Annotated in this window: 14 protein-coding genes; 9 read left to right on the top strand and 5 right to left on the bottom strand. The window is 60.7% G+C overall.

Annotated elements, in window-relative coordinates; translation table 11 throughout:
* Positions 1–224 precede the first annotated feature (224 nt).
* From BMZ46_RS06920 to BMZ46_RS06895, 6 genes are all read left to right on the top strand, one after another.
* Positions 225–1,349, top strand: coding sequence for a polysaccharide deacetylase family protein (locus BMZ46_RS06920; RefSeq protein WP_039769461.1), 1,125 nt, complete (start codon positions 225–227; stop codon positions 1,347–1,349).
* Between the two features lie 349 nt (positions 1,350–1,698).
* Positions 1,699–3,093: a PhoH family protein gene (locus BMZ46_RS06915; RefSeq protein ID WP_007957320.1), complete on the top strand. Its 1,395-nt coding sequence runs from the start codon at positions 1,699–1,701 to the stop codon at positions 3,091–3,093.
* A gap of 101 nt (positions 3,094–3,194) precedes the next feature.
* Positions 3,195–3,668 carry a cyclic pyranopterin monophosphate synthase MoaC gene (gene moaC / locus BMZ46_RS06910; protein ID WP_007957321.1) on the top strand — a complete coding sequence of 158 codons (474 nt, stop codon included), beginning with the start codon at positions 3,195–3,197 and terminating at the stop codon, positions 3,666–3,668.
* Positions 3,665–3,907: a MoaD/ThiS family protein gene (locus BMZ46_RS06905; protein WP_039769463.1), complete on the top strand. Its 243-nt coding sequence runs from the start codon at positions 3,665–3,667 to the stop codon at positions 3,905–3,907. Before moaC ends, BMZ46_RS06905 begins: the two co-directional genes overlap by 4 nt.
* Positions 3,908–3,910: 3 nt before the next feature.
* The gene (gene moaE / locus BMZ46_RS06900) at positions 3,911–4,363 is read left to right on the top strand and encodes a molybdopterin synthase catalytic subunit MoaE (protein WP_039769465.1); all 453 of its coding nucleotides are present in this window, start codon (positions 3,911–3,913) and stop codon (positions 4,361–4,363) included.
* A gap of 200 nt (positions 4,364–4,563) precedes the next feature.
* Complete coding sequence (locus tag BMZ46_RS06895; protein WP_074691177.1) at positions 4,564–5,340, top strand: ABC transporter substrate-binding protein; 777 nt, start codon at positions 4,564–4,566, stop codon at positions 5,338–5,340.
* A gap of 108 nt (positions 5,341–5,448) precedes the next feature.
* Here the strand turns inward: BMZ46_RS06895 and BMZ46_RS06890 are convergent, their stop codons facing one another.
* The 5 genes from BMZ46_RS06890 to BMZ46_RS06870 all read right to left on the bottom strand — a co-directional run bounded on the left by BMZ46_RS06890 (position 5,449) and on the right by BMZ46_RS06870 (position 10,614).
* Positions 5,449–6,090: a helix-turn-helix transcriptional regulator gene (locus BMZ46_RS06890; protein ID WP_039769469.1), complete on the bottom strand. Its 642-nt coding sequence runs from the start codon at positions 6,088–6,090 to the stop codon at positions 5,449–5,451.
* A 93-nt stretch (positions 6,091–6,183) separates the two neighbouring features.
* Positions 6,184–7,311: an NAD(P)/FAD-dependent oxidoreductase gene (locus BMZ46_RS06885; protein WP_074691179.1), complete on the bottom strand. Its 1,128-nt coding sequence runs from the start codon at positions 7,309–7,311 to the stop codon at positions 6,184–6,186.
* Positions 7,312–7,325: 14 nt separating this feature from the next.
* Complete coding sequence (locus BMZ46_RS06880) at positions 7,326–8,270, bottom strand: ornithine cyclodeaminase family protein (protein ID WP_074691181.1); 945 nt, start codon at positions 8,268–8,270, stop codon at positions 7,326–7,328.
* Between the two features lie 124 nt (positions 8,271–8,394).
* Complete coding sequence (gene rhlB / locus BMZ46_RS06875; RefSeq protein WP_074691183.1) at positions 8,395–9,861, bottom strand: ATP-dependent RNA helicase RhlB; 1,467 nt, start codon at positions 9,859–9,861, stop codon at positions 8,395–8,397.
* A gap of 96 nt (positions 9,862–9,957) precedes the next feature.
* Positions 9,958–10,614, bottom strand: a complete 657-nt coding sequence (locus BMZ46_RS06870) for an alpha/beta hydrolase (protein WP_074691185.1) — start codon at positions 10,612–10,614, stop codon at positions 9,958–9,960.
* Positions 10,615–11,081: 467 nt separating this feature from the next.
* Here BMZ46_RS06870 and BMZ46_RS06865 point away from each other — a divergent pair, with 467 nt between their 5' ends.
* From BMZ46_RS06865 to BMZ46_RS06855, 3 genes are all read left to right on the top strand, one after another.
* The gene (locus BMZ46_RS06865) at positions 11,082–12,113 is read left to right on the top strand and encodes an amino acid ABC transporter substrate-binding protein (RefSeq protein ID WP_007957332.1); all 1,032 of its coding nucleotides are present in this window, start codon (positions 11,082–11,084) and stop codon (positions 12,111–12,113) included.
* A gap of 65 nt (positions 12,114–12,178) precedes the next feature.
* Positions 12,179–13,360, top strand: a complete 1,182-nt coding sequence (locus BMZ46_RS06860; protein WP_039769483.1) for an amino acid ABC transporter permease — start codon at positions 12,179–12,181, stop codon at positions 13,358–13,360.
* 10 nt (positions 13,361–13,370) lie between these two features.
* Entirely contained in the window at positions 13,371–14,468 is a 1,098-nt protein-coding gene (locus tag BMZ46_RS06855) for an amino acid ABC transporter permease (protein ID WP_007957335.1), read from the top strand.
* Positions 14,469–14,471: the final 3 nt, after the last annotated feature.

Genomic DNA, 14,471 nt, shown 5'->3' with positions numbered 1-14,471 from the left:
GCTATCAGGTCCATAGGTGATCGGCGGTGTGCCACCCAACCCTGATCGTTTCCACGCTCTGCATGGGAATGTAGTCAGTGACGCTCTGCGTCACCCCGGCAGCGGACGCAGCGCGTCCGGGGAGGCGTTACCACGCAGAGCGTGGGAACGATCATCTGTGTGCCTGCAGGAATTACTGTCGGATCGGCTATAGTGCGGCGCGGGTTTTGTAATGGAGACACCCTTTGCGCATTGTTCTTTTCTTCACCGCGTGGCTGTTGAGCGTCGGTGCCGTTGCGGCGCCGGGCGATATCGCGACGCTGGATCGCAGCACCTGGCCGGAAAAGCTCGACAACCCGACGCTGTTCGACGTCGCCTCGCGGGCGGAAATTCTGATGTTCGCCCGAGGCCTGCTCGGCACCGAAGCGCTGGATGAGGCTGCGCTGGCTCAGCGTCTGGGGCTGCGCACGGTCAATCTGGATGCGATCAACAGCCTGCGCGAGCGGCTGTGGCAGCGTCTGCTCGCCAACTACAACTTCGCCCAGCAAAGCTGCGATCAGGACGCCTCGTTCTGCTTCCTCGTCGAGGACCTGCCGACCCTGCGCGAGCAGGCCGCCAAATTCGTGGTCAGCGACGAAAGCTATTACACCAAATGGGCCGAGCCGAGCCGGATCTTCCATCTGCAATATCTCGATGAACTGATGCGCAAGGCTGCGCTGTCACCGCAGACCAGCAGCGAAATCGATCATTTCGGAGACTACGAGCGCAACGGCGACGACATGCACGATCGCCTGTTTCTGCTGACTTTCGACAGCGCCGCCAACCTGCAGCCGGACAATACCGACTGGCTCGCCGAGTACCTGCGCAAGTCGAACCTGAGCGGCACCTTCTTCATGTTGGGCAAGGATGTTCAGGCGCGATTGGCCGACCGTTCCGTCAGCAGCCTGCAAGCGGCGTTTTCGCAGCAGTGCGTCGGCGTGCAGGGCTGGGAATTCAGGTCCCACAGCCACTGGCAGGACTGGCAGGATTCGGTGCGGCGCAGTGCCGATCTGGTCCGCAACAAGCTGCCGGAAAACTACGTGCCGCTGTTCCGTCCACCGGAAGGGCAACGTCGCAGCGATGCCCGGAGCTTTTTCAACAGCCAGGGCCTGCAAGTGGCGCTGTGGGACATCGATGCCCAGGACGGCGCCGGCAAGCTCAAGGGCGCTCCGAGCGCGCAGCGGGTGCTGACCCTGATGCTGCTGTGGCGGCACGGGGTGATCAATTTCAACATGAAACAGGATGCGGTGAAGACCGCGTTGCCGTGGCTGATCACGCAAACCGCGCAAAGCGGCATCGGCTGGGAAGACTGTCAGGACGCGTTTCGCTGAAAAACGGCAAGAGCCCGGAAACATTGGGCTTGGGGTGAATTTTTTGCAGAATTCGATTCAGGCGGACTTCCGACTCTAACGGGGGCAGTGCGGTCCGCCAAGGGCTTTTCGTCACTTTGCAAAATAAACTTCAAAAAAGCGTCAAAGTGCTTTTTTCTGTCACGGGTTTTGGAGTATTACGAAGTCAGACCGCCGAAACCTGCAACACAGGTGGCGTCTTCCAAGACCCATTTTGTGTGCGGTTCACCTGCTATCCCGACAAAAGCTGTGCAGGTGGATTCGGCAGTCACTTCGAGGCGCAGCACCGCCGAGGTATTGCGTCGAATGGCTCCCACAAAGGTGACCGAGTATGGATGATCACGGACGTAGCCCTTCCTCCAACCAGCCAATCCTTTATGTACTCGATACCAACGTACTGATTCACGATCCGAACGCCCTGCTGAATTTCGAAGAACACCACGTCGCGATCCCGATGACCGTGCTTGAAGAGCTGGACAAGCTCAAGAGCGGGCATCACAGCGTGGCCGCCGAATGCCGTCAGGCGATCCGGCTGATCGACAAGACCCTGGGCGATGCCTCACCCGATGATGTCGAACAGGGCGTGCCGATCCAGCGTGGCAAGGGCGGTCCGAAGGGCTTGCTGTCGATTCTGATGAGCAAGCAGGCCGAATCGAACCTGATTCTGCCCGAGCATCTGAACGACAACAAAATCATCAACCAGCTGATTGACCTGCACACCCGCGACCCGAAAAAACCGGTGGTGCTGGTCACCAAAGACATCAACATGCGCCTCAAGGCGCGCGCATGCGGGATCGACGCCGAGGACTACAGCACCGACCAACTGGTCGACGACGTGTCCCTGCTGCCCAACGGTTATCACAACATGACCGGCTCTTTCTGGGACCGCGTGAGCAAGGTCGAAACCCGTCAGGACCACGGCCGCACGTGGCATCAGGTACAGCTGATCGACAACCTGCCTGCCGTGCACATCAACGAATTCATCATTGATGAGCAGGGCTTCGTCGGCTGGATCAAGGAGATCGAAGAAGACAAGCTGCTGATCCTCGACCTGCACCAGGAACCGCTGTTGCACCAGGAAGCCTGGGGCCTCAAGCCACGGGACATCTATCAGAGCCTGGCGCTGTATGCGCTGCTGGATCCGGATATTCACCTGGTCAACCTGTCCGGTGCCGCCGGTTCGGGTAAAACCATTCTGGCGCTGGCCGCTGCGATCGAGCAGACCATGGTCAGCAAGCGTTATCGCCGCATCATCGCCACCCGCAGCGTGCAGGGCCTGGACCAGGAAATCGGCTTCCTGCCGGGCACCGAAGCGGAAAAAATGGAGCCTTGGCTCGGCGCCATCACCGACAACCTCGAAGCCTTGCACATGGATGACGAAAACACCCATGGCAGCGTCGACTACATCCTCAGCAAAGTGCCGTTGCAGTTCAAATCGCTCAACTACATTCGCGGTCGCAGCTTCCAGCAGAGCCTGATCCTGATCGACGAATGCCAGAACCTCACGCCGCACCAGATGAAAACCATCATCACCCGGGCCGGCGCCGGTTCCAAAGTGGTGTGCCTGGGCAACCTGGCACAGATCGATACCCCTTACCTGTCCGCGACCAGTTCCGGGCTGACTTACCTGACCGAACGCTTCAAGGATTTCCCCAACGGTGTGCACATCACCCTGCAAGGGGTGCCTCGCTCGATCCTGGCCGAATACGCCGAATCGCATCTGTAACCGTCAAATCGAACCGGGCGACTGCAAAGTCGCCCGGTTTTTTATGTGCGCAATTCTGACCCCCAGGTTTACAATCGACGCTCCTGATCAGGAGTAATCCCGTGCTGACTCATCTCGATTCCCAAGGTCGCGCCAACATGGTCGACGTCACCGAAAAAGCCGTGACGTTCCGTGAAGCGACGGCCCAAGCGCTGGTGCGCATGCTGCCCGACACCCTGCAGATGATTGTCAGCGGCGGCCATCCCAAGGGCGATGTGTTCGCCGTGGCGCGCATTGCCGGCATTCAGGCGGCGAAGAAAACCAGTGACCTGATTCCCCTGTGCCATCCGTTGATGCTGACCGGCGTCAAGGTCGAACTCAGCGCCGAAGGCGATGACGCGGTACGCATCGTGGCCCGCTGCAAACTGTCCGGGCAGACCGGCGTCGAGATGGAAGCACTGACCGCCGCCAGCGTCGCCGCGCTGACGATCTACGACATGTGCAAGGCCGTGGATCGCGGCATGACCATCGAAAGCGTACGTCTGCTGGAGAAGGTCGGCGGCAAGAGCGGGCATTTCCAGGCGGAGCAGCCATGAACCTGACCGTGAAGTTTTTTGCCCGTTACCGCGAGGCGCTGGGCGTGGATTCGGTGAAGGTCGAGGGTGATTTCTTCACCGTCGATGACGTTCGTGCGTTGCTGGCGCAGCGTGAGGGGGCCGAGGTGCTGAGCGAACAGAACCTGATGTGCGCACGCAACGAAGACCTCTGCCAGCTCGACGAGCCGGTGGTGGATGGCGACGAAGTGGCGTTTTTCCCCACCGTGACCGGAGGCTGAGCCATGCACATTCGGGTGCAGTCCGAACCGTTCGATCCGGGTGCCGAAGTCAACGCGATGCACGCGGCCAATGTCGGCGTCGGCGCGGTGGTGAGTTTTGTCGGCTACGTGCGCGACTTCAACGATGGCCTCGATGTCGCCGGAATGTTCCTCGAACACTATCCGGGCATGACCGAAAAGGCCCTCGGCAAGATCGCCGTTGAAGCCGAGGAGCGCTGGCCGCTGTTGAAGCTGGAAGTGCTGCACCGCATCGGCGCGCTGGAACCGGGTGAGCCGATCGTGTTTGTCGCCGCTGCCAGTGCCCACCGCCAGGCAGCGTTCGACGCCTGCGCCTTCGTCATGGATTACCTGAAAACCCGCGCACCGTTCTGGAAGAAAGAGAACACCAGCGACGGCCCGCGCTGGGTCGAAGGCCGTGACAGCGATCATGCGGCGGCGGATCGCTGGAAGCAGTAAATCTTCTTTTATCCCCTCTAGTGCATCAGCCGACCATTGGCTGATGCCGATGGCTTTTGCCTGATTGACGATTTGTACATGAAAGTCCAATATGGATTTACAAGTACAAAAATAGTCTCATGCTTGAAGCTTCAGGCTTGCCGCTTGCAGCTGCTCTTCTTCGTCTTGCCAAACCAACAACAACCCGCGAGAGAACGAACATGAAGAAATTCCCCCTCATCACCGGTCTGGCACTGAGCCTGTTGGCGTGCAGCAGCGCGTTCGCCGCCGAGAAAACCCTGCGCATCGGTATCGAAGCGGCGTATCCGCCCTTCGCCTCGAAGACCGAGAAGGGTGAAATCGTCGGTTTCGACTACGACATCGGCAATGCCCTGTGCGCGCAGATGCAGGTCAAGTGCGTGTGGGTCGAGGGCGAGTTCGACGGTCTGATTCCTTCCCTGAAAGTGAAGAAAATCGACATGGCGCTGTCGTCCATGACCATCAACGAAGACCGCAAGAAGTCGGTGGACTTCACCCACAAGTACTATTTCACCTCGTCGCGGCTGGTGATGAAGGAAGGCGCGAGCGTCGATGACCAGTACGCCAGCCTCAAAGGCAAGACCGTCGGCGTACAGCGTGCAACCACCACCGACCGTTACGCCACCGAGGTGTTCGAGCCCAAGGGCATCAACGTCAAGCGCTACGGCAACAACGAAGAAATCTACATGGACCTGGCGGCCGGGCGTCTCGACGCGATCTTCGCCGACACCATCCCGCTGAACGACTTCCTGTCGATGCCGCGCGGCAAGGGGTACGCCTTTGTCGGGCCTGAGCTGAAGGATCCGAAGTATGTGGGCGAGGGCGCGGGGATTGCGGTGCGCAAGGGCAACACCGAACTGGTCAGCCAGTTGAACAGTGCCATCGACGGCATTCGCGCCAGTGGCGAATATCAGAAGATTTCCGAGAAGTACTTCAAATCGGACATCTACGGCGACTGATCGTCCGCCATCGCTGGCAAGCCAGCTCCCACAGAGGTTTTCGGTGTACACAAAACCTGTGGGAGCTGGCTTGCCAGCGATGAGGCCGTCAGATTCACCGCAAAATCTTCAGCCCTTCAATTCCTTCAAATGCTTGTACACCGTCGCCCGCCCCATGTTCAGCACATTGGCCACATAGTTCGAGGCGCTCTTGCCCTTGAACGCCCCCTCGGCGTGCAGCGCCAATACCAGTTCGCGTTTGTGATCGCGGGTCAGCAGGTTCAGGCTCAGTTGCCGTTCGCGTAGCCAGGCGTGCAGAAAGGTGTTGATCCGCTCCTGCCAGTCATCGCGAAACAGCGAGTCCGGTTGCGGGATCAGTTTGCTCGGCGAGAGGAACAGGTCCAGCGCAGCTTTGGCATTTTCGAACAGCGAAATATTCAGGTTGATGCACAGCACCGCCAGCGGATGACCTTCGCTGTCGCGCAGCACGGTGCTCAGGCTGCGAATCTTCTGGCCGTCCCAATTGAGCTTTTCATACGGGCCGATGTTCCGTTCGCTGACCTCGTCGCTGAGCATGTCTTCCAGTGACGATTCGTCGCCGATCACCCGTTTCGACAGGTTGTTGGCGATGTAATCGACCTTCTGCGTGCGCAGGTCGTGCAACACCACTTCGGCATGGGGAAAGAACAACGTGGCAATGGCATCGGCGATGGCGTGGTAGTTATCCAGCGCGGCGTCATGCAGCTCGGGCGTGTGTTCGGGGGCGGTCATAACTGTGGAGCTCCAGGCAACGTCAACGCCCCCGTGATCCGGGGGCGTTGCGAGTGTGCCGCAATCCGTCGGGCGCGTCATCCGGGCGGACGGTCAGGTCAGGCGGGCAGGGGCGAGCATGGCGGCGGTCAGGCCGAATTGCTGAAGGTGTTCGGGTAACGTTTCACCACGCACCAGCGCGGCACTGGCCTGACCCATCGCCGGCGAAGTCTGGATGCCGTAGCCACCCTGGGCCGCGACCCAGAACAGCCCCGGCACCTGCGGATCGAACCCGGACAGCAAATCGCCGTCAGCGACAAAACTACGCAGGCCGGCCCAGGTGCGGGTCGGGCGGCGAATGGTCAGGGTCGTCGCTTCCTCGATCTGGTAAATGCCCATGGCAATGTCCAGTTCTTCGGGCTGTACGTCGTGGGGTTCGACCGGATCGGCGTTGGCCGGCGAGCCGAGGAACATGCCGGCGTCGGGCTTCATATAGAAGGATTCGTCGAGGCTGACCAGCATCGGCCAATGGTGGATGTCGACGCCTTCAGGGCCAGCGAAGATGAACGCCGCACGGCGTTTCGGTTGCAGGCCCAGCGGCCGGGCGCCGGCCAGGGCAGCGATCTTGTCGGCCCAGGCGCCTGCCGCGTTGATTACGATGGGGGCGCTGAAGGTCTGGCCGTTGGTCTGCACTTGCCAGATGCCGTCGGCATCGCGGCTCAGTCCGATCACTTCGCAATCGGTCTGCACCTGACCGTTGTTGCGACGGATGCCGCGCAGATAGCCCTGATGCAGCGCATCGGTATCGATGTCGCTGGCGGTCGGGTCGTAGATCGCGCCATGGACTTTCTCCCGGCGCAGGATCGGCAGCCGCGCGCAGGCTTCATCCGCGCTGAGAAGCTGCATTTCCGGCACCGTGGCTTTGGCGCTGAGGTACTGATTGTTCAGCTCGGCGGCGTCCCCGGTGAAATCCACGGTCATCTCCCCGCGCGGGGTCAGCAGCGGGTGCTCGCAGAAACCGCTGGGCGGATGGTCGAAGAATTCGCGGCTGGCCTGGGTCAGCGCCCGGACCTGTGGCGTGCCGTAAGCGGCGGTGAACAGCGCAGCCGAGCGCCCGGTGGAGTGATAGGCCGGGTGCGACTCGCGCTCCAGCACCACGACCTTGCCGTGCTGCGACAGCCAGAAACCGGTGGAAGCGCCGGCAATCCCGCCGCCGATGATGATGAAATCTGCATGACTCATGAAAATCTCCGGTGTCAGCGCTGCAATTGATAGACGGCGTTGGCCAGGGCGATGTCTTCCAGGCCCAGACCGATGGAGCGGAAAAACACGTGACGGTGGTAATCGGGGCGCTGCACTTTTTCGCTGAGCAGATCCGCCAGGTCACCGAGGATCGAGCTGGTGTCCCAGCCATGTTGTTCGCGGGCGATCAGCATCTCGCCGGCCGAGCCCGGGGTGGTCAGACGATAGTCACAGAACACCTGCATGTCGTTGAGGCTTTGCGGCGGCACTTCGTGGGCGCGCGGTGCGTTGGTGCTGATCGAGGTGATCAGCGCCGGTTTGCTCAAGGTTGCCGGGTCAATCACCGGGCCAGCGGACGAAGTGCAGAGCATGATCACGTCGGCCCCGGCGATGGCGGTTTCGCGGCTGTCGGCGATGCTCACCCGTGAATCAAGGGTTTGCAGTTGGCGGGCGGTTGCCGGGTCTTCGCTCAAGGTCGGCGAGTACACACTGATGCTCTGCCAGTCGCGCAATGTCTTGACGTAATTCAGGTGCGCCTGAGCGACCTTGCCGCTGCCGATGATTGCCAGTCGTGTGGCTTTCAAGGGGGCGAGGGCATCGACCGCCACGGCGGTGGTCGCAGCGGTACGGGCGGTGGTCAGTTCGCCGGCATCGCAGAGCAGCAGAGGCTGGCCGGTGTGCATCGACATCAACAATGTCCACGCCGTCACCAGCGGGCCTTGTTCGCGAACGATGTACGGCGAGGTCTTGACTCCGTACACGCCGTCTTCCGCCAGCACGCCCAGATAGTTGATGAAGTCCCCGGCACCCTGGGGGAACTCTACCAGTTGCTGCGCCGGTTGCACGGCATGCCCGGCCGCCAGGTCGCGGAACAGCTTGCGCAGGATCTGCGGCACATCGATCCGGGCCAGCAGCTCGCGGGCCTGGGTTTGGTCGATCACGTAAGGCGTACTGGACATGTTGGACTCCGCAGATTGTTTCTAAACTAATTTGTCCATTATGGACTTTTAGTTTTGTTGAACAATATCCGGGCGAAAAAAAAGCGCAGTCCGTTGCCGGCTGCGCTTCGCTTTATAGCGTCGCTTACTGTGGACGCTTGCGCTCAACCGCCCGCAATAGATGGGTCGGCGGCGTTTCACAGCTGATCTTGCGACCGAGCTTTTCTTCGATGGACGGCAACTGATAGGAGTCGTCCTCACCGGCGAAGCTGATCGACACGCCGTCGGCGCCAGCACGACCGGTACGACCGATACGGTGCACATAGTCGTCCGGGACTTCCGGCAGGGTGAAGTTGATCACGTGGCTGATGCCGTCGATGTGGATACCGCGCCCGGCCACGTCGGTGGCGACCAGTACCCGGATCTTGCCTTCGCGGAAGCCTTCGAGCGTCTTGATCCGCTTGTGCTGCGGCACGTCGCCGGACAGTTGCGCGGCGTTGATGCCGTCACGCACCAGGCGTTCTTCGATACGGCGCACTTCGTCCTTGCGGTTGGCGAACACGATGACCCGCTCCCAGCCGTTATCGTTGACCAGGTTGAACAGCAGTTTGTATTTGTCGGCACCGGCCACCGCGTAGATGTGCTGCTCGACGTTCTCGTTGGCCACGTTGGTGACTTCGATTTCGACGATCGCAGGATCGGTGGTCCACTGCTTGGCGAGGTTCATCACGTCCTCGGTGAAGGTCGCAGAGAACAGCAGAGTCTGGCGTTCGCTTTTCGGCGGGGTCTGGCGAATGATCTGCCGGACCTGCGGGATGAAGCCCATGTCGAGCATGCGGTCGGCTTCGTCCAGCACCATCACTTCGACCATGTCCAGGTGCACGTCACCGCGCTGGTTGAAGTCAAGCAGGCGGCCCGGGGTCGCGACAAGGATGTCGCAATGGCGCGCTTCGAGGTGCTTGAGCTGCTTGTCGAAGTCCATGCCGCCGACGAACGTCATGACGTTGAGGCCGGTGTACTTGGTCAGGTCGGCTGCGTCCTTGGCGATCTGCACCACCAGCTCGCGGGTCGGCGCGATGATCAGCGCCCGTGGTTCGCCCATGTAGCGCTCTTTCGGCGGCGGGGTCTGCAACAGCTGGGTGATGATCGAGATCAGGAACGCGGCAGTCTTGCCGGTGCCGGTCTGGGCGCGGCCGATGGCGTCTTTGCCGGCGAGCGTATAACCCAGCACCTGGGCCTGGATCGGTGTGCAATACGGGAAACCCAGGTCGTGGATGGCGTGCATCAGTTCCGGGGCGAGTTTGAAATCGTGGAAGCGGGTCTTGCCTTCCTGCGGCTCGACGACGAAGTCTTCGAGTTTCCAGGGAATCACCGGCGCCTTGGGCTTGGGTTCGCGACGTGGTTTGGCCGGTTTCGGTGCTTCGCTGCGGGCCGGCTCGGTAGCGGGCGCGGCAGCTGGAGCGGGTTTCGGTTCGCGTTTGGGCGTCTGGCGGTCGGCCTGGCTGGCATCGTTGCGATGACCGGGGGCGTGCGACGGCGCAGTGGGGACTGGCGCGAGCTGCTCAGCCTCGCTTTTACCGAACATTTTCTTGAGTGCTTTGAGCACGGTCATCTCATCAATTGGTTAAGGAATGTACGCCGGCCAGTGTAATGCAAGAAACGGGCGCGGCGTAGTGGGATGATCAAAGGGCGACCCCTGTCGCAATTGTCAGCGCAGGCGTTCGCTCAACCATGTGCCGATGTCGCGAATTTCTTCGGGTAACACTTCGTGCTCCATTGGGTATTCCTGCCATGTCACGGTGACACCATGGGCCTTGATATACTCATAAGCCGTGCGACCCATGGAGTTCTGCACCACGTTGTCGAACTGGCCGTGCAGTGCCAGCACCGGAATCCGCTGCTGGCTGGCGGACAACTCCAGTTCATCGCTGAACGTCGGCGCGTATGTCGATAGTGCCAGCACCCCGCCCAACGGCCCCTGCCATTTCAGGAATGCGGTGTGATAGACCACGGCGCCGCCCTGGGAAAAGCCGGCGAGGAAAATCCGCGAAGCGTCTATTCCGCTGCTTCGCTGTTCTTCGATCAATTCGATGATGCGGTCGGCGGACGCTTCCAGCTCATCGCGGTCGATTGCCCGGGCCGGGCTCATGGCTTTGATGTCGTACCAGCTCGGCATGGCATATCCGCCATTTATCGTCACCGGACGGGTCGGCGCCTGGGGCAGGACGAACCGCGTGCTCAGCAGGCTTTCCTGAAGCGCTTCGGCCACCGGCAGAAAGTCGTAGCGGTCGGCGCCGAGGCCGTGCAGCCAGATCACGCAGGCGTCTGCGGGCTTAACAGGCTGAAGAATCAAGGGCTCGGTCATGGCTGCTCCAATTGTGTGCGGGCGCTCTCATTGAGTGCGTGATTTGCGTGCGCGCCCGGCTGATCCGTTAAGAAGATGTCGCAAGGGTGCAAGTTTTGCTATTGACCTGTCACTCAATCGCTTCAGCTGCCGGTGTGGTACGGGCTTTGCTATGAGGTAGTCGTGCAATCGATCTCGCGCCTGGCGGTAACACTATCAGTGAACGCCTGGCGACGGGATAGCAAAGAATCCGGTGATGGATGTTCGCCAATGGCCGCAACGGGCTTAGCGAACGTGAAAGGGCTACCGCCCGTTCGGCCGACTGGTGAGAAGTGAGTTGTCCATGATGTGGATTGTCTCCTACTAGACTCATAGCGAAGGTCCTGCGTCGGTTGACCCCAAAAAAAGCCAACACGGGTCAACAACGCCTCAAAAGGGTGCGACTGGACTCAAGCTCCGACACAACAAGAGCAAAACTGGAGGTTTGAATGAAGATGTTGAAATCCACTCTGGCGATCGTGACTGCTGCTGCAGTACTGGGTGTCAGCGGGTTCGCTCAGGCGGGTGCAACCCTGGATGCAGTGAAGAAGAAAGGATTCGTGCAGTGCGGCGTCAGCGATGGCTTGCCAGGCTTCTCGGTTCCGGATTCCACCGGCAAGATCGTGGGTATCGATGCTGACGTCTGCCGCGCCGTGGCCGCTGCCGTGTTCGGCGACGCGACCAAGGTCAAGTTCAGTCAGTTGAACGCCAAGGAGCGTTTCACCGCGCTGCAGTCGGGCGAGATTGACATCCTGTCGCGCAACACCACCATGACCAGCTCCCGTGACGCGGGCATGGGCCTGAAATTCCCGGGCTTCATTACCTACTACGACGGCATCGGCTTCCTGGTAAACAACAAGCTGGGCGTGAAGAGTGCCAAAGAGCTGGACGGTGCAACCATCTGCATCCAGGCGGGTACCACCACCGAGCTGAACGTTTCCGACTACTTCCGCGGCAACGGTCTGAAATACACCCCGATCACTTTCGACACCTCCGATGAAAGCGCCAAGTCGCTGGAATCCGGTCGTTGCGACGTGCTGACCTCCGACAAGTCCCAGCTGTTCGCCCAGCGCAGCAAGCTGGCTTCGCCGAAGGACTACGTGGTTCTGCCGGAAACCATTTCCAAGGAACCCCTGGGCCCGGTCGTGCGTAACGGCGACGACGAGTGGCTGGCCATCGTGCGTTGGGTTGGCTACGCGCTGCTGAACACCGAAGAAGCCGGCATCTCTTCGAAGAACGTCGAAGCGGAAGCCAAAGCGACCAAGAACCCGGATGTCGCTCGTATGCTCGGCGCAGACGGCGAATACGGCAAAGACCTGAAACTGCCGAAGGACTGGGTCGTACAGATCGTCAAGCAAGTCGGCAACTACGGCGAAATCTTCGAGAAAAACCTCGGCAAGAGCACTCCGCTGGAAATCGACCGCGGCCTGAACGCGCTGTGGAACAACGGCGGCATTCAATACGCACCACCAGTGCGCTGATGGTTCTGTCACCCGGCAGGCCAACTGCCGGGTGACGTTCTGTTCCATTATTTCCGGGGCACTTCATGCAAAATTCAATCGGCGCACCAAAGCAGAGGCTCAGCCTCAGCGATCCACGAGTGCGTGCGTGGGTATTTCAGATCATCACCATCGTGGCGGTGGTCTCCCTGGGCTGGTATCTGTTCGATAACACCCAGACCAACCTGCAACACCGGGGTATCACTTCGGGGTTCGACTTTCTCGAGCGCAGTGCCGGGTTCGGCATCGCTCAACACCTGATCTCCTACACCGAAGCGGACAGTTATGCCCGGGTGTTTGTCATCGGCCTGCTCAACACGCTGCTGGTGACCTTCATCGGCGTGATCTTGGCCACGATCCTCGGCTTCATCGTCGGCGTGGCGCGCCTGTCGAAGAACTGGATCATCGCCAAACTGGCGACGGTGTACGTGGAGGTGTTCCGTAACATCCCGCCACTGCTGCAGATCCTGTTCTGGTACTTCGCGGTGTTCCTGACCATGCCGGGGCCGCGCAACAGCCACAACTTCGGCGATACCTTCTTCGTCAGCAGCCGTGGCCTGAACATGCCGGCCGCGCAAATGGCCGACGGTTTCTGGGCGTTCGTGATCAGCATCGTGGTGGCCATCGTCGCCATCGTGCTGATGAGCCGCTGGGCCAACAAGCGCTTTGAAGCCACCGGCGAGCCGTTCCACAAGTTCTGGGCCGGTCTGGCGCTGTTCCTGGTGATCCCGGCGCTGTGCGCGCTGATCTTCGGTGCGCCCGTGCATTGGGAAATGCCGAAGCTGCAAGGCTTCAACTTCGTCGGTGGCTGGGTGCTGATTCCGGAACTGCTGGCCTTGACCCTGGCGCTGACGGTTTACACCGCCGCGTTTATCGCCGAGATCGTGCGTTCGGGCATCAAGTCGGTCAGCCACGGCCAGACCGAGGCGGCGCATTCGCTCGGCCTGCGCAACGGTCCGACCCTGCGCAAGGTGATCATTCCGCAAGCGCTGCGGGTCATCATCCCGCCGCTGACCAGCCAATACCTGAACCTGGCGAAGAACTCCTCGCTGGCGGCCGGTATCGGTTATCCGGAAATGGTTTCGCTGTTCGCCGGCACCGTGCTGAACCAGACCGGTCAGGCGATCGAAGTCATTGCCATCACCATGAGCGTGTACCTGGCGATCAGTATCAGCATTTCCCTGCTGATGAACTGGTACAACAAGCGCATCGCGCTGATCGAGCGGTAAGGAATAGCGCATGAGTACTCATACTTTCAAACCCGACATGCCACCGCCGGCCAAGGTCTTCGGCCCGATGGCGTGGATCCGCGCGAACATGTTCTCCAGTTGGCTCAACACCCTGCTGACCCTGTTCGCGTTCTACCTGATCTATCTGGTGATTCCGCCGATCCTCAGCTGGGCGATCATCGATGCCAACTGGGTCGGCACTACCCGCGCCGACTGCACCAAGGACGGCGCCTGCTGGGTGTTCATCCAGCAGCGTTTCGGTCAGTTCATGTACGGCTACTACCCGCCGGAACTACGCTGGCGCGTGGACCTGACGGTGTGGCTGGCTGTCATCGGCGTGGCGCCACTGTTCATCAAGCGCGTGGCGCACAAGGCGGTGTACGGCCTGAGCTTCCTGGTGGTCTACCCGATCGTTGCCTGGTGCCTGCTGCATGGCGGCGTCTTCGGCCTCGACACCGTGGCGACCAGCCAGTGGGGCGGTCTGATGCTGACCCTGGTGATCGCCACTGTCGGCATCGCCGGTGCGTTGCCGCTGGGGATTGTCCTGGCGCTGGGCCGGCGTTCGAACATGCCGGCGATCCGTGTGGTCTGCGTGACCTTCATCGAGTTCTGGCGCGGCGTGCCGTTGATCACGGTGCTGTTCATGTCCTCGGTGATGCTGCCGCTGTTCCTGCCCGAAGGCATGAACTTCGACAAGCTGCTGCGGGCGCTGATCGGCGTGATCCTGTTCCAGTCGGCGTACGTCGCCGAAGTGGTGCGCGGCGGTCTGCAAGCGATCCCCAAGGGCCAGTACGAAGCCGCGGCCGCGATGGGGCTCGGTTACTGGCGCGCCATGGGCCTGGTGATTCTGCCGCAAGCCCTGAAGCTGGTGATTCCCGGCATCGTCAACACCTTCATCGCGCTGTTCAAGGACACCAGCCTGGTGATCATCATCGGCCTCTTTGACCTGCTCAACAGCGTCAAGCAAGCCGCTGCCGATCCGAAATGGCTGGGCATGGCCACCGAAGGCTACGTGTTCGCCGCCCTGGTGTTCTGGATTTTCTGTTTTGGTATGTCGCGCTATTCCATGCACCTGGAACGCAAGCTCGACACTGGCCACAAGCGTTAGGAG

It is taken from the genome of Pseudomonas sp. NFIX49 (assembly GCF_900115915.1).
Lineage (GTDB): Bacteria > Pseudomonadota > Gammaproteobacteria > Pseudomonadales > Pseudomonadaceae > Aquipseudomonas > Aquipseudomonas pharyngis.
Note: the sequence above shows the minus strand (reverse complement) of the source record. Positions and strands in the feature narration are given on the sequence as shown.